The following is a 15,292-nucleotide window of genomic DNA, read 5'->3' on the forward strand; positions in this document are numbered from 1 at the left end:
AGGTGAAGAAACTTCGGATCTTGCGGCGCACCCTAACCCGGCGACACAAGCGCCGTCAGCCCCGTTCGAGTCCAATCAGGAGTTCGTCGGCGGCCGCGTACGGATCGACGGCGCCGTCGGCCACCCGGGCCGCGAGCGCACCGAGGGTCGTACCCGAACGAAGTGACCCGATCCGGGCACGCAGCGTGCCGAGCGCGATCGCCTCGACCTCGGCGGCGGCCCGGGCCTCCCGGCGGCGGCGCAGTTCGCCGTGCTCGACCAGCCAGTTCCGGTGCTTCTCCAGGGCGGCGACGATGTCGTCGATCCCCTCGGCCCGCGAAGCCACCGCGCGGACCACCTGGGGCCGCCACTCGCCGGGCCCGCGCTCGCCGAGCGCGATCATGCCCTGGATGTCGCGGTGGGTGGCGTCGGCGCCGTCCCGGTCGGCCTTGTTGACCACGAAGACGTCGGCGATCTCCAGGATGCCGGCCTTGACCGCCTGGATCGCGTCGCCCATGCCCGGGGCGAGCAGCACCAGGGTCGTGTCGGCCAGCGAGGCCACCTCGACCTCGGCCTGCCCGACACCGACCGTCTCGACCAGGACCACGTCGCAGCCGGCCCCCTCGAGCACCCGGACCGCCTGCGGGGTGGTCGCCGCGAGCCCGCCGAGATGACCCCGGCTGGACATCGACCGGATGTAGACACCGGGATCGGTGGCGTGGTCCTGCATGCGTACCCGGTCACCGAGGATCGCGCCGCCGGTGAACGGGCTGGACGGATCGACGGCGAGCACACCGACCCGGTGCCCCTGGGAGCGCAGCGCCCGGACCAGCTCGTTGGTGGTGGTCGACTTGCCCACGCCGGGCGAGCCGGTGAGGCCGATGACCTGGGCCTGCCCGGTGTGCGGAGCGAGCGCCGCCGCGATCTCGGGCAGCAGCGGGTCGCCCGACTCGACCAGGGTGATCAGCCGGGCCACCGCCCGCGCGTCACCGTCCCGGGCCCGGTCGACCAGCAGCGGTACGTCCCGGCTACGCCGTACGGTGGGTCGGCTTCCCTCGCTCCGCTCGGTCATGCGGCACCTCGCTGCGCTCGGCGACCGCACGACTTCCGACTGAGCCGACCGATTCCCTCGCTCCGCTCGGTCATGCCTTCGGGACGCGGATGATCAGGGCGTCGCCCTGACCGCCGCCGCCGCACAGGGCCGCCGCGCCGGTGCCGCCGCCGCGCCGCCGGAGTTCCATGGCGAGGGTCAGCACCAGCCGCGCCCCGGACATGCCGATGGGGTGGCCGAGCGCGATCGCGCCGCCGTTCACGTTGACGATGTCGGGGCTGACCCCGAGGTCGCGCGTCGACTGGATGCCGACCTGCGCGAACGCCTCGTTGATCTCGATCAGGTCGAGGTCCTCGACGCCGAGGCCGGCCTTGCTGAGCGCCTGCTTGATGGCGTTCGACGGCTGGGAGTGCAGCGAGTTGTCCGGGCCGGCGACGTTACCGTGCGCGCCGATCTCGGCCAGCCAGGGCAGGCCGAGCTGCTGGGCCCGGGTCCGGCTCATCACGACCACGGCGGCGGCGCCGTCGGAGATCGGCGAGGAGCTGCCGGCGGTGATGGTGCCGTCCTTGGTGAACGCGGGACGCAGCCGGGCCAGCGACTCGACCGTGGTGTCGGGGCGGATGCCCTCGTCCTCGGTGACCTGCACCGGGTCGCCCTTGCGCTGCGGAACCTCGACCGGCGTGATCTCCTCGGCGAAGTGGCCGTTCTTCTGCGCGGCGGCCGCCCGCTGGTGGCTGGTGGCGGCGAAGGCGTCCTGCTCGGCGCGGCTGATGCCGTGGCGGTCGCCGTGCCGTTCGGTGGACTCACCCATCGCGCAGCAGTCCCACGCGTCGGTCAGCCCGTCGAGCGCCATGTGGTCCTTGATCACCACGTCGCCGTACTTGTAGCCCTGCCGCTGCCCCATGAGCAGGTGCGGGGCGTTGGTCATCGACTCCATGCCGCCGGCGACCACGATGTCGAACTCGCCGGCCCGGACCAGTTGGTCGGCCAGGGCGATCGCGTCGAGCCCGGACAGACAGACCTTGTTGATGCTCAGGGCCGGCACGGACAGCGGGATGCCCGCCTCGACGGCCGCCTGGCGGGCCGGGATCTGGCCGGCACCGGCCTGGAGGACCTGTCCCATGATGACGTATTCGACCTGGTCAGGGGCGACGCCGGAGCGTTCCAGCGCGGCCTTGATGGCGACCCCGCCAAGCTTGGTGGCCGGGAAGTCCCGAAGGTTGCCGAGCAGCCGCCCCATCGGGGTACGTGCACCACTCACGATCACCGAAGCCATGCCCATCGCCTCCAGAGGGGAACCCGCGCGCGAACCTTAACGATAGTTCGGCCAGACTAGCGCCATGGCTGACCACTCCCCCGCCGAGCCCGCTGCGGACTTTGTCACAGGCATCGGACTGCTACGTATCGATCATGTCGGGGTCGCCGTCGCCGATCTCGACGCGGCCATCGAGTTCTACGAGCGTGTCTTCGGGATGCGCTGCGCGCACCGCGAGGTCAACGAGGAACAGGGGGTGAGCGAGGCGATGATGGCCGTCGGCCCGTCGCCCGAGGGCGGCTTCGTGCAACTCCTCGCCCCCCTGTCGGAGTCGTCGACGATCGCGAAGTTCCTCGACCGCAACGGGCCGGGCGTGCAGCAGGTGGCGTACACGGTCAGCGACGTGGAGGCCGCCGGCGCGGCCCTGCGCGAGCGCGGCGTACGCCTGCTCTACGACGCCCCCCGCCGCGGTACGGCGGGATCGCGGATCAACTTCGTGCACCCGAAGGACGCCGGCGGCGTGCTGATCGAACTCGTCGAGCCGCCGACCACCCCCTGACTCCCGCGATCTTGCAGCTATCTCCCCCTTTTGTCGCGTTTGTCGGGCGACAACTGCAAGATCGCGGGGAGGTGGGGCGGAAGCGTGACGGACGTCAGGCGGGGACGGTGTCGTAGGAACTGATCAGCTCCGGTGGGAGCTGGGTCAGGTCGGTCGCCCGCAGGAAGTCGCCGAGGGTCGTACCGGTGCACCCGGAGTCGACGTTGGCCGCACCCGCCCGTTCCTCGACGTCACGCCGGTTGACGGCCCGGAAGTCGATCGAGAACCGGGTCTTGCCCGACGTGTTGGGCACCGTGGTGTGCAACTGGGCGCCGGAGAAGATCAAAATGCCGCCGGGCGGGGTGATGACCCGGATGTCCGGCTCGCGCTGGATCTCCTCCTCGGCCTCCGGCTGCTTGCGGGTCTCCGTGTCGATCTGCTGCGCCGCCGCGGTGCGCCCGTGGGCCACCCACTCGCCGTAGTTGTAGTCCCGCGAGGAGTTGCGCACCCCGTTGGCGAAGTACGGCGGGTGGAAGGCCATCACGTTGGCCTCCTCGACGTCGTACACCGGCATCCAGAAGTTGATCTGCGACATCGGGGCGGAGAACCAGGTGTCGCGGTGCGACTCGAACTGCAGCGTCAGCCCGGCGTTGAGGTATTCGCTGGTCATGGTGCGCAGGCGGGGCACGTCGAAGTAGGTCTGGGCCAGGTCGGCGCCGAGGTCGGCGAGCATCCCGGCCACCAGCTCCTTGCTGCGCGGGTGGTTGATGAAGGCGGGCTTGAGGCCGGCGAGCACGTCGACGTAGGCGCGGCCGGCCAGGTGGTGCTGGGCGTCCGGCGGGAAGTGCGGGGCGAACGCCTCTTCGGCCATCTCCCGGGCGAAGGCGACCAGCTCCAGCGAGTGCCGCGTCGGCGAGTAGACGAACAGGTCCCCGCCGAACAGCTTCCGGCGACGGTCGTCGTCGGACATCGGGGAGTCGAAGTACACCACCGTCATCGGGGCCTCCTGCCTTCTTGTGTAAACGGTGGCCACGGTATGCCGCCGTCCGGCGTCCCGGAAGGGCAGTTCGGCCCCTGACCACGGGGCCTGTCGCCAATCCGACTGCCTGCGCCCGCGCAGGCGCCGCACCGCTGGCCTAGAGTCGGCCTCTACCGCCGCCACCTGGGAGGACGCGATCGCCGCCCCGCTTCCGTTCCGTTTCACCGCCTCGATGCCCGGGCTGAACCGGCCGGCGTCCCGGTGGCGCGACGAGATCCGCCGGATCGAGGACCTGGGCTTCAGCTCGGTGTCCGTCTCCGACCACTTCACCGGCGGCTGGGCGATGGATCCGCTGGTCGCGATGACCGTCGCCGCCGAGGCCACCAGCCACCTGCGGGTGCTGGGGATGGTCTTCTGCAACGACTTCCGCCACCCGGTGCTGCTGCACAAGTCGATGGCCAACCTCGACGTCTTCTCCGGCGGCCGGGTCGAGATCGGGCTCGGTGCCGGCTGGATGCGCGACGACCACGACGCGGCCGGCCTGCCGTTCGACCCGCCCGGCGTACGTGTCGACCGGCTGGCCGAGGCGATCGAGGTGATCACCGCCCTGTTCGGCGCGGAGCCGGTCGACTTCGCCGGCAAGCACTACCGGATCACCGGTCTCGACGGGCTGCCCAAGCCGGTGCAGCGCCCGCATCCCCCGCTGCTGGTCGGCGGCGGCAGCCGCCGGGTGCTCGAACTCGCCGGGCGCACCGCCGACATCATCGGGATCAACCCCCGGCTGGCCCCCGATGTCGACCCGCTGTCGGCGGTCGCCGAGATGAGCCCGGAGCGGATGGACCGCAAGGTGGACTGGGCCCGGGCGGCGGCCGTCGCGGCCGGCCGCGACCCGGCCGGCCTGGAGTTCCAGTTGCGGATGTTCGACGTACGGGTCACCCACCGCGGGCAGGAGCACCGTTCCACGTCCAGCCATGCCGCCCTGGCCCCGCCGGAGGCGCTGGCCGCGTCGCCCTCGGTGCTGCACGGCAGTGTCGACGAGTGCGTCGACCGGCTGCTGGCGATCCGGGAGCGGTACGGCATCAACTATCTGCACCTGGGCGGCAATCTCGACGCGGCGGCGCCGATCGTCGCGCGGCTGGCCGGGCGCTGACCGGCGCCGTCCGGCCGGGCGGCGCATTGTCGGCGACCACTGGCGCCGGCCGGTGCCGGGCCGGGCGCCGCCGTACGACGGCGGCCTCGATCGATCACCCGATCGGGTAGCCGTGCGGCCGGTTCACGGGCGATTGCCCACGGCGCGCGCCACCACCACCGCGGCGACCGCCGACCGGCGACCGGCGGGCAGGTCGGCGACCTCGCACAGTAACCGATAGTAACGATCTCGGCACGAGCCGACGGGGCCGGCGCGCCGTCTTCCGCCCCCCGCCGCCGGTCCCCCCGAAGTCCTTTCCGGACAGACCGGAAGACCGTCCACACCGTCCAACCGGCGGATCCGGCGAGCCGAACAACGGCGCGCCGGAACATTCAGGCAATGACGTTCCCCACTCCGTTGAGATCAACACGCATGGTCACTGTACGTTGTCAACGTTCGTACGATTATCAATCGAGCCCGGGATTTTCCGATTCACTTCCGGCGGGTCGACAACATGATGGGGAAGGCGCTGGCCAACGCACTGATCAGGGCGAAAGCGCGACACGCCGGGCCTACCTCGGCATTGGCGCCTTTGGCATAAGTTGACCAAGCGATGGTCGCGGCGACATGGCCGGGTCCGCTCTTGCGAAGCCCCCCGGGGCGTCTGCCAGTATGTCCCAATGCCCCAGCAGCAGCCATCCTCCCTTGCGTTCTTCGAGAACGCGACCTCGCAGCACGACTTCACCGTCGTCCTGCGTGGATACGACCGTGGGCAGGTCGACGACTTCGTCGGCCGCCTAAGCGCCGCGCTCACCCAGGCTCAGCAGGCTCAGGGCGAGGCCGAGCAGCGGATGAACGACGCCCAGCGCCGGCTCCGCCAGGCCGAGCAACGGCTCAACTCGGTCGAGCAGAAGCTCACCGACACCAACAAGCAACTCGAAGAGAACAACCGTCCGACCCTGTCCGGTCTCGGCACCCGGGTCGAGCAGATCCTGCGGTTGGCCGAAGAACAGGCCAACGACCACCGCGGCGAGGCCAAGCGCGAGTCGGAGGGCATCCTCTCGGCCGCCCGCCTCGAGGCCCGCGAGATCACCGACAAGGCCCGCGCCGAGGCCGCCGCGATGAAGGCCACCGCCGAACGCGAGGCGGGCAGCGTGCGCACGGCCGCCGAGCGGGAAGCCGCCGAGGTGCGGGTGCAGGCCCGCCGGGAAGCCGACACCCTGCGCGCCGACGCCGACCGGGAGACCAAGCAGCTCCGTACGGTGACCGCCCACGAGGTCGCCGAACTGAAGTCGACGGTCGAGCGCGAGGTCGCCACCCTGCGGGCCACCGCGGAGCGGGAGATCACCCAGCAACGCGCCAAGGCGGCCCGCGAGGCCGAGGAGAAGCGCGCCGAGGCGACCAAGCTGCTCACCGACGCCCGCGACAAGCGGGACAAGGACCTGCAGGCCCTGGAGCTGCAACTCGCCGAGCGGCGGGAGAAGGCCGAGCGCGAGGAGTCGGAGCGGCACGCCGCCCAGGTCGCGCAGACCCAGAAGATGGTGGCCGAGGCCGAGGAGCGGGCCCGCGCGGCCCAGGACCGGGCCAAGGAGATCGAGCAGCGGGCGGAGGCCCGCCGGATCGAGTCCGAGCGCAGCGCCGCCGAGACCGTCGAGAAGGCGAAGGCCCTGGCCGACAAGACCCTCAGCGAGGCGCGGGCGGAGTCGACCCGCCTGCTCAACGAGGCGCGCACCGAGGCCGAGCTGACCACCCAGGCGGCCCGTCGCGAGGTCGAGGACCTCACCCGGCAGAAGGACGCGGTGACCGCGCAGCTCGGCCAGATGCTCTCCGGCCTGGCCGGCATCGTGCCGACCGTGCAGCCGCCGGGCGACGCCAAGGCGGCCGACGCCAAAGCGGACAAGGAAGACGCGACCGACCGCGTGGCGGCCAAAACGGCCGGCTGATCACCGTATGGCACCCCTCCGAGCAGGCCAACCGCCCGGGCGGGCGCCAGGCGCCAAGGGGCATGGCTGAGCGTTGACGGGCCGCGCCGGGATTCTCCGGCGCGGCCCGTCATTGCGCAAGCCGTTGGAAATACATCACATTCGGCCATTTCAGAAGGAGTTACCTGTGCCACCTCGGGACGGTGTGTATCGCCGCACGGCTGAAGCTCGCGTGTGAGGATGGGTGCATGGCGCACGGCGGAGAACTGTTCAACCTTGGCGGAGATGTGACTACGGAGCCGAGCTTCGAATCGGCCCTGCGGGGCTACGACAAACGGCAGGTCGATCGATACGTAGTCCGCGCGGAGAACGAGATCACCACCCTCGCCGCCGAACGTGAACAGGCGTATACCCAGATCCACACCCTGGCCGGGCAGGTCGAACAGCTACAGCGTGACCTGGCCACGGTCCGTAATCAGGTCGGTGTGGTCGACAAGGTGTCGTTCCGGCACCTCGGCCCGCTCGTCGAGCAGATCATGACCCTCGCCGAGCAACAGGCCGAGCAGATCCAGGTCGACGCCGCCCAGGAGATCGAGGGGCGTCGGGCCGAGGCCGAACAGGTGCTCAACGACGCCCGTACCCAGGCGGCCGACGCGATCCGCGACTTCGAGCTCGCCCTCGCCGCCCGGCGGGAGGAGGAAGAGCGGACCGACGAGGCCCGCCGCCTGGAGATCGAGGCGTCGATCGCGGCCGCCCGCGAGGAGGCGGTCCGGCTCACCACCGCCAACGAGGAGGCCCGCGCCAAGACCGAGCGCGAGGCCCGCGAGGCGGCCGAGGAGACCGCGCACTACGTCGCGCAGCAGCGCGGTGAGATCGACACGTACGTGGCGCAGCAGCGGGCCGAACTCGAGGCGCACGTCGAGCGCACCCGGGCGGAGACCCACCAGTACGTCGAGCGCACCCGCGCCGAGACCGACGCGTACGTCCAGCAGGTCCGCACCCAGACCCAGCAGGAGCTGGGCATCTGGCGGGCCAGCGTGGAGCAGGAGATCGCCCAGCGGCAGGCCGTCGGCGACCAGGAGCTGGCTGCCCGGCGGGCCACCGCCGAGCAGGAACTCACGCAGTGGCGGACGGCCACCGAGCAGGAGATCGCGGCGATGCGGGCCGACGCCGAACGGCACGTCGCGCAACTGCACCGGCAGGCCGACGAGCACGTGGCCAACGCGCGGCGACAGGCGGAGGAATACGCCACCGCCGTCCGCCGGGAGGCCGACGAGCAGGCCACCCTCGTCCGTCGCCAGTCCGAGGAGCACGCCGCGACCGCGCAGCAGCACCTGGCCACGACGCAGCAACTGCTCGCCACGACCCAGCACGAGGCGGCCGTCGCCCGACAGCACCTCGCCGATGTGTCGATGGAGGTGGCGCAGGCCCAGCAGGCGCTCGCCGACATGCGCTCCGCGACGGTGAAGACCCGCCAGGAGTCCGACCAGATGCAGCGCCGGCTGGCCGAGGTGCAGCAGCAGTTGACGGTCGAGCAGGAGCGCCTGCTCGACGCGCAGCGCTCGGCGGGCAAGGCCGAACGCGGCACCGTCGAGGCACAGGCCGAACTCGACCTGGCCCAGGCCCCGAGCGACGGTTCCGCCATCTCGGACCAGACCGTCCTGCTCAAGACGCTGGCGGCCGCCGACGGCACCGAGGCGAACGCCAACGGTGCCCGGCCCGACGGGGCGACGAGCGACGCCGGGGGCCGGGCCGACACCGCTCCGGCCGACGAGGTGACCGACGCCGAGGCGACCCAGGTCATCACGACCGCGAAGAGCCGGGCCAAGACCGACGACACGGCCACCGACCGGGCGATCGCGCAGACCGCGGCCGAGGACAACGCGGCGGCGGACCGCGCCGAGGCCGAGAAGGCGACGGGCGACCGGGCGAAGAGCAACGGGACGCCCAACGGCAGCCGGCCCACGGCCGAACCGACCGCCAACGGCGCGGGGACGCCGGCCGGCGAGGTCGAGGGGGCGGACGACACCGCCCCGCCGGCCACGGAGTCCGACGCCGAGGACACCCAGGTCATCACGGCCACCGTCGCGAGCGGCGGCGACCAGGCCAAGCCGGCGACGAAGGCGGCCGGGAGCACCGACGGCAGGTCGCGGAAGGTGGCGGCCGACAAGTAGCGCCTTGCTGGCCCAGGCCGGCCCGGCCGGTTAGTCTGCGGACCGGGGTGCCCGAAGTGTCCGACCAGCCGGTCGGCCGGGGCGCCCCGGTTCGGGCTTTCGGCATCCTGCCGGGGCGAGACGTCGGGAGGTCCCGGTGCCGGACGACAACCCGGGGCAGACGCCGCCGTCCACACCCGGCGAACCCGCCGGTCCGGCCGACGCCGGTGCCCGCGGGCCGGCCGCCGACAGCGGCCGGCCCGGCGACGCCGCCCGGCCCGGCGACGCCGGCCGCTCCGCCGAGACCGGCCAGTCGGCCGACGCCGCCCGGTCCGCCGAGGCCCGGGTGGCGGATGCCCTGGCGGGCGGGATCGAGAGCCGGTTCGGCAAGCCCGGCCCGCCGCTGCGCCGCAACGCGTTCCTCATCGGGTTCACCGGTGGCCTCGGCCTCATGCTGGCGTACGCGGCGTTCCTCGCCCTGCGCAACGCGGCGTCCATGCTGGTCCTGGTCTTCATCGCGCTGTTCCTGGCCATCGGCCTCAACCCCGCGGTCGTACGGCTGCGCAGGTGGGGACTGCCGCACGGGCTCGCGGTGACCGTGGTCGGACTGACCGTCGTACTGCTGCTCTGCGGCGGGGTCTTCGCCCTCGTGCCACCGGTCGTCACCCAGTCCAGCCAGTTCATCGAGCAGCTGCCGTCCTATGTGGAGCAGTTGCGGCGCAACGACACCGTCAACGAACTCGTCGAGCGCTACGACGTGATCGAGAAGGTCCAGGCCGCCGCGAACGCCGACACCATCGGCCGGGCCCTCGGCGGCGTCTTCGGCGGCGCCCGGTTCATCTTCGGCACCGCGTTCAACGTGCTGACCGTGCTGGTGCTGACCATCTACTTCATGGCCACCTTCGAGCGGCTGAAGCGGTTGGCGTACGCGCTGGTGCCGGCCTCCCGGCGGGAGCGGGTGCAACTCATCGGCGACGAGATCCTGACCAAGGTCGGGGCCTACCTGGTGGGCGCCCTGTCGATCGCGGTTCTCGCCGGCGTCAGCGCGTACGTCTTCGCCACCATCGTCGGTCTGGCGTACCCGTTCGCGCTGGCCGTCGTGGTCGCGGTCTGCGACCTGATCCCGCAGATCGGCGCCACCCTCGGCGCGGTCATCGTCAGCCTGGTCGGCTTCGCCATGTCGCTGCCGGTCGGCATCGCCTGCGTCGTCTTCTTCGTCGTCTACCAGCAGATCGAGAACTACCTCATCTATCCGAAGGTGATGCGCCGGTCGGTGAAGGTCAGCGACGTGGCCGCCATCGTCGCCGCCCTGCTCGGTGTCGCCCTTGTCGGCGTCATCGGTGCGCTGATCGCGATTCCGGCGGTCGCCGCGGTGCAACTCGTCCTGCGTGAAGTCGTCCTGCCCCGGCAGGAGTCCCGCTGATTTTGGCCCATAGTTCAACCGCCGCGGGGTTGTGAGCCGTCGTAGCGGACTTGTATGGTTCAGCGGGTTTGGGCAGCACAGCGTCCGTCGGGAGGCCCGGCGGCAGACCTGCCCGACCGCTCGACTGGTCGGCGCCGGGCGACCCGGTGCCACGGCAGCCCGGCGGGGCCCCGGCCCGCCCACCGAGCCACACGTCGAGCGGCGCCGATCGCGACCTCAGGGAGAATCGTGACCCACACCGCCGCGATGCCCGTCGAGGTCAGGCAGCCGGCCCCGGGCCGACGGCCACGCCGGCACCGGGCCAAACGGCCGCCGTTGCTCGTCGTCATCGGACTGTGCGTGGCCGTCGTGGCCGCGGCCGGCTACACGGCCTGGACCTTCCTCGCTCCCGAAGACCGCGGCGCACCGCTCGTCATCACCGAGCCGGGCAAGCTGGTCGCCGACCAGACCATCGAACGGCCGATCGAGGTCGCCGCCGACAACGTCACCATCCGCGCCGTCGTGCTGAACGCGGGTGGTTCGGCCGCCCTGCGCATCCGCGACGGCGTGCGGGGCACCGTGATCGAGGACACCGAGATCCGGTGCACCACCCGGGACACCGACGGCATCGTCCCCGGTGGCTACACGGCGCTGCGGGTCAGCACCTACGGCTGCCGGGAGCCGTACGCCCAGACGCCGGAGGCACCCGCGGTCATCGCCGACTCCCGGCACGACGGCCAGCCGTACGGGGCCGAGGCCGCACCGCCCACCGCCGGCCCGACCCCGAGTGGCCCCGGCGGCGCGGGATTCCTCGGCGCCGCCCCGAGCGCCTCCCCTTCCCCGTCGGCCAGCCGGTCCGCCGGCTCCGGCGCGGTCACGCTGCCGTCGTCGTGGCCGAACGAGCGCAACACCGGCGTGCCCGCCGGCACCCGGCTCACCAACTCCGGCTCGCTGGAACTGAAGAAGGACGGGCAGGTCGTCTCCGGCCTGAACATCAACGGCTGCGTCGACGTACGCGCCAAGAACGTCACCATCCGCAAGTCCAAAATCAACTGCGACCGCAGCACGTACTCGATCCGCACCTACGACACGACCGTCAACCTCGTCGTCGAGGACGTCGAGATCAACGGCGGCGGCCAGAACTCGGCCGCGGTCTGCTGCGGCAACTACACCCTGCGCCGGGTCAACATCCACAACGTGATCGACGGCCCCCGGCTCGGCTCCCGGGTGACCATCGTCGACTCCTGGATCCACGACCTGGCCCGGGCCAGCGGCTCGCACAACGATGCGTTGCAGACCACCGGCGCCAGCAACATCGTCGTCCGGCACAACCGCCTGGACACCTACCGGGCGAGCACCGGCGACCCGTTCAACGCCTGCCTTATGGTCGGCTCTACGACGGGGCCGCAGGTCAGCAACCTGACCTTCGAGGACAACTACTGCAACGGCGGCAACTACTCGATCAACATCCGCGACGACACGAACGCGTCCAACGTGGTGTTCCGCCGCAACGTCTTCGGCCGCGACTTCCGCTACGGCGTGGTCGCCCGGCACAACCATCCGGGCGTCACCTGGGAGTCCAGCAACGTCTACCTGGACAACAAGCAGCCGGTCGTCACCGACTGACCACGCCCGCGCCCGGTGACCGGCGCCCGGGCCAACGGTGGGGGCCGCCGGCCCAGGCCGCGGTTCGAACCGACGCCCGGGCCGACGGTTCGGGCCGGCGGTTCGGCGACGGTGCGGCCACGGTCGGCGGCCGGCTCGTACTCAGGGGCCGGCCGTGGTCGGGACGTGACGTGACGGTCAAGGTCGCGCTTCCCGCCGCCTGCACGGGGCGCAGCATTCCGGCCCGGCGGGACGGCCGGTGATACCCGGCGCGCTCGGTCCCTCGTTCGCGCCGCCACTCGTCGGGACCCGGCGGGTACATCACTGTTCGGCTCCACAGCGAATTCGGCGTATCCACAGCGAATTCGCTGTGGCCAGTGAAAGCAGTACCCCGACGCCGCCGAGCCCGGTGGTCAGCCGCGCCCCGGTCAGGTCCGAGCCGTCGCTCTCCGCAGGCCGACCCCGTCGACCTTGGACAAATCACGCGACAATCCAGACAGAAGACCCACGACGAGCCCTTGATCGGCCCAGTGGGGGAACCCCGCGCCCACGGCCCGCGCCCCACGGCCACGGCCCGCGCCCCACGGCCCGCGACCCGCCGGCCACGGCCCACGACCCGCCGGCCACGGCCCGCGACCCGCCGGCCACAGGCGGGCGGGCCCTGCGGACGGGGCTGTGGGTGGGGGTACGGGGCGGTCAGTCCATGGGGGTGAGGGTGGCGCGGGTGCGCAACTGCTTGCGGCGGACGCGGCGCAGCGTGCCGACCGTCGACTGCAACTTTTCCTTCGTCGACAGGTTGTGCCGCCACATGGTCGCCATCGGCAGGTGCTTCAGGCGTGGGGTCATCAGACCCGCCGCCCGCAACGTCACCAGGCGGCCCCAGACGGCTCCCCGGGCCCGCAGCAGGTTCGGCTGCGAGGCGGGCAGGATGCGCGGCTCGACCGGCTCCAGGACGAGGGCACCGGCGGCGATGGCGGCCTCGACGAGACGTACGCCCCGCTCGGTGCGGGCCAGGACCAGTGAGCGACCCGGGTCTCCGTCGGTCGGGCGGTACCAGGGGTCACCGACGGCGACGTCGGCGAACTCGCCGGTGTGGTCGGCACACAGGTAGCAGCGCCACTGCCGGTGCTTCTGCAGGATGTCGCCCCACGACTGCTCGTAGGTGAGCTTGCGCTCCTGCCCCGGCGGGTCGTCGACCAGGCGGGTCCGGGCGTGCCCGGGCCAACCGTTGCCCCGGTAGTGCACCGACTCGATCTGCCCGGGGTCGTCCACGCCGAGCGCCTTGAGCATCTCCAGGGTGCCCTGCGTCGTCGGGGTGCCCGCGCAGAAGATCGCGATGGTCAGCCCGACCTTGGCGTCCAGGGCCGGCCGGACCTGCCGGGCCATCCGTACGGCGGCGACGTCGCAGGGCTTGCCGATGAAGACGCTCGGCGCGGGGGCCGACTCGATCAGGTCGAGCCGGTCGCAGGGGCTGGCCGGGGCGTACCGGGAGCCGGCGTTGGCGAGCAGGTCGTCGCGGCCCAGCGAGTATTTGGTCTCGTTGAGGTAGGGCACGTCCTTGCGGGCGCCGATGTGCAGCGCGCCGGCCATGCCCTGCCGCTCGATGCAGAAGGCGGCCAGCGCGGTCGCCACTCCCCCGCTGGAGCCGGCGAACCTGATCTGCGGGTCGGCGGCGTACCCCTCCCAGATGGCCCGGACCGGCCCCCATGCCGCGCGCAGTTCGGCGATCTCGCCGGGCGCGGCCCGCTCGGTGTCGTGCTCCAGCCGTACGCCGGGGCAGCAGGCGACCGCGGCGGCGGCACCGGCGCCGTCGCGGGCGACCGGGGTGATCGGCAGCGGGCGGCGGCCGTACTCGAGCACGTCGACCATGCGTACCTCGTCGGGCGCGAGGTAGGCGCAGACACCGCAGCCGGTGCAGAGCTTGTGGTCGGCGACGTCGTGGACGGTCTGCGGCTGGGGCATCAACGGGCTCCGGCGGTGCTGCGGTTGGCGTGTTCGGTGCGGGCCAGGGCGACGATCTCGTCCATCTGCTCACCGGCGCGGCGGATCGCGACCGGGGTACGTTCGGCGAGTTCGGCGGCTGTCTCGGCCCGGCTCGTCCAGGATCGCCACAGGGCGTCGAGCAGGTCGTCGTCGCCGAGTTCGCGGGCGTCGGCGACGTGGCGCTGCTGACCGACGCTGGCGAAGACGCCGCGGGCCTTGAGGCTGTAGGCGAGGATCGCCGCTGGTACGGCCGACGACAGCGCGGCGATGGTCGCGTGCATCCGCATGCCGCAGAACCAGGTGGTCTGCCGGATGACCCACTTCGCCTGGTGCGGGTCGAGACCGGGCGGCGTGATCATCACCCGGTCGCCGTGCCGGGCGCTGAGGGCGGCGTGCAGGCGCTCGCTGGCGGCGGTGTCGTCGTCGGTGCCGCCGGGGGTCCGCACGTGCGGCACGATGACGATCCGGGCGTCCGACTCGTCGAGGAGGCGTTCGCAGAGGCGCTGGGCGACCAGTCCGCTGTCGGCGGCGAGCCCGAACTGGGCGGCGCCCTCGGCGCGCACCATCAGCCCGCTGACGTTGATGCCGACGACCGGCCCGGGTACGGCCGCGAACCAGGTCGCCAACTGCTCGTGGGCCGGCTCGTCGGGTTCGCGGGGTTCGAGGCCGAACGCCACGTCGACGCCCTCGCGGTGGCGGGCCGGGTCGAGGTCGGCGCCGAGCAGCTCGCCGAGCGCGGCGTAGCTCTCCGGGTCGCGGGCCCAGGCCATCGCCGCCCCGCGGACGAGGCTGACCGCCTCGGCGCGGACCCGGGTCGACTTGAACGGCCCGTACGTCTGCGGCAGGAAGACCAGCGGGCGCCGGCGCAGCAGGGTGAGCCGCTTGGGCCAGGCGACGGTCCGGAAGCGGTGCTCGCCGTAGATGTCGCTGAAGCTGTCGCCGCCGCTGACGTCGAGCACCACGTCCGCGGCGTCGATCTTGGCGATGCCGCTGTTGCCGAGCCCGCCGAGGGCGGCACTGACCCGCATGTTGAGGTAGGACTCGGGCCGGTGGTAGCGGCGCGAGTGCCGGGCGCCGGCCAGGCCGATCGGCACCGGCCGCCCGCCGACGTACGCCCGCCCGGTCCGCTGCCCCCAGCCGTCGTCGAAGACGGTGACCTCCGCGGCCGGTTCCCGGGTCAGCAGCCCGCCCAGGGTGGCGGCGCGCAGCGCGCCGACGCCGAGGTTGAGATGTGATCCGGGTACGCCGAACAGGCAGGCCGACAGCGGGCTCCCACCGTCGATTCGCTCGCTCATC

11 protein-coding genes are annotated in these 15,292 nt (G+C 72.2%); 6 read left to right on the top strand and 5 right to left on the bottom strand.

What is annotated here, in order from left to right; all coding sequences use genetic code 11:
- Positions 1-55: 55 nt before the first annotated feature.
- Complete coding sequence (gene meaB, locus AB0M79_RS06395; protein WP_364208456.1) at positions 56-1,051, bottom strand: methylmalonyl Co-A mutase-associated GTPase MeaB; 996 nt, start codon at positions 1,049-1,051, stop codon at positions 56-58.
- 70 nt (positions 1,052-1,121) lie between these two features.
- Positions 1,122-2,306, bottom strand: coding sequence for an acetyl-CoA C-acetyltransferase (locus AB0M79_RS06400; protein WP_364208459.1), 1,185 nt, complete (start codon positions 2,304-2,306; stop codon positions 1,122-1,124).
- 64 nt (positions 2,307-2,370) lie between these two features.
- Between AB0M79_RS06400 and mce the strand changes: the two genes are divergently transcribed.
- Positions 2,371-2,844 carry a methylmalonyl-CoA epimerase gene (mce, locus tag AB0M79_RS06405; protein WP_364208462.1) on the top strand — a complete coding sequence of 158 codons (474 nt, stop codon included), beginning with the start codon at positions 2,371-2,373 and terminating at the stop codon, positions 2,842-2,844.
- A gap of 94 nt (positions 2,845-2,938) precedes the next feature.
- On the opposite strand, the gene AB0M79_RS06410 is transcribed toward mce, so the two are convergent.
- Positions 2,939-3,820 (bottom strand): hypothetical protein, encoded by an 882-nt coding sequence (locus AB0M79_RS06410; protein ID WP_364208465.1) that lies wholly within the window; start codon positions 3,818-3,820, stop codon positions 2,939-2,941.
- Positions 3,821-3,848: 28 nt separating this feature from the next.
- Between AB0M79_RS06410 and AB0M79_RS06415 the strand changes: the two genes are divergently transcribed.
- The 5 genes from AB0M79_RS06415 (at position 3,849) to AB0M79_RS06435 (ending at position 12,034) form a co-directional block, all read left to right on the top strand.
- Positions 3,849-4,952, top strand: a complete 1,104-nt coding sequence (locus tag AB0M79_RS06415; protein WP_364208468.1) for a TIGR03621 family F420-dependent LLM class oxidoreductase — start codon at positions 3,849-3,851, stop codon at positions 4,950-4,952.
- A gap of 659 nt (positions 4,953-5,611) precedes the next feature.
- Positions 5,612-6,874, top strand: coding sequence for a DivIVA domain-containing protein (locus AB0M79_RS06420; RefSeq protein ID WP_364208471.1), 1,263 nt, complete (start codon positions 5,612-5,614; stop codon positions 6,872-6,874).
- 227 nt (positions 6,875-7,101) lie between these two features.
- Positions 7,102-9,027, top strand: a complete 1,926-nt coding sequence (locus AB0M79_RS06425; RefSeq protein ID WP_364208474.1) for a hypothetical protein — start codon at positions 7,102-7,104, stop codon at positions 9,025-9,027.
- A gap of 325 nt (positions 9,028-9,352) precedes the next feature.
- On the top strand, positions 9,353-10,429 hold the full coding sequence (locus tag AB0M79_RS06430) for an AI-2E family transporter (RefSeq protein ID WP_364208844.1): 1,077 nt from the start codon (positions 9,353-9,355) through the stop codon (positions 10,427-10,429).
- Positions 10,430-10,657: 228 nt separating this feature from the next.
- A complete protein-coding gene (locus tag AB0M79_RS06435) occupies positions 10,658-12,034 on the top strand; it encodes a right-handed parallel beta-helix repeat-containing protein (protein ID WP_364208477.1) in 1,377 nt (458 codons plus the stop codon).
- Positions 12,035-12,709: 675 nt separating this feature from the next.
- Here AB0M79_RS06435 and AB0M79_RS06440 read toward each other — a convergent pair.
- Entirely contained in the window at positions 12,710-13,975 is a 1,266-nt protein-coding gene (locus tag AB0M79_RS06440; protein ID WP_364208480.1) for a Coenzyme F420 hydrogenase/dehydrogenase, beta subunit C-terminal domain, read from the bottom strand.
- Entirely contained in the window at positions 13,975-15,291 is a 1,317-nt protein-coding gene (locus AB0M79_RS06445) for a polysaccharide pyruvyl transferase family protein (RefSeq protein WP_364208483.1), read from the bottom strand. The genes AB0M79_RS06440 and AB0M79_RS06445 overlap by 1 nt, the downstream gene beginning before the upstream one ends.
- Position 15,292: the final 1 nt, after the last annotated feature.

This window comes from Polymorphospora sp. NPDC051019 (assembly GCF_040683055.1).
GTDB classification, from domain to species: Bacteria; Actinomycetota; Actinomycetes; order Mycobacteriales; family Micromonosporaceae; genus Polymorphospora; species Polymorphospora lycopeni.

Bases quoted from the DNA above. Each gene is read 5' to 3' on its own strand.
- meaB (WP_364208456.1), bottom strand. From the start codon at position 1,051: ATGACCGAGCGGAGCGAGGGAAGCCGACCCACCGTACGGCGTAGCCGG.
- AB0M79_RS06400 (WP_364208459.1), bottom strand. From the start codon at position 2,306: ATGGCTTCGGTGATCGTGAGTGGTGCACGTACCCCGATGGGGCGGCTG.
- mce (WP_364208462.1), top strand. From the start codon at position 2,371: ATGGCTGACCACTCCCCCGCCGAGCCCGCTGCGGACTTTGTCACAGGC.
- AB0M79_RS06410 (WP_364208465.1), bottom strand. From the start codon at position 3,820: ATGACGGTGGTGTACTTCGACTCCCCGATGTCCGACGACGACCGTCGC.
- AB0M79_RS06420 (WP_364208471.1), top strand. From the start codon at position 5,612: ATGCCCCAGCAGCAGCCATCCTCCCTTGCGTTCTTCGAGAACGCGACC.
- AB0M79_RS06425 (WP_364208474.1), top strand. From the start codon at position 7,102: ATGGCGCACGGCGGAGAACTGTTCAACCTTGGCGGAGATGTGACTACG.
- AB0M79_RS06440 (WP_364208480.1), bottom strand. From the start codon at position 13,975: ATGCCCCAGCCGCAGACCGTCCACGACGTCGCCGACCACAAGCTCTGC.
- AB0M79_RS06445 (WP_364208483.1), bottom strand. From the start codon at position 15,291: ATGAGCGAGCGAATCGACGGTGGGAGCCCGCTGTCGGCCTGCCTGTTC.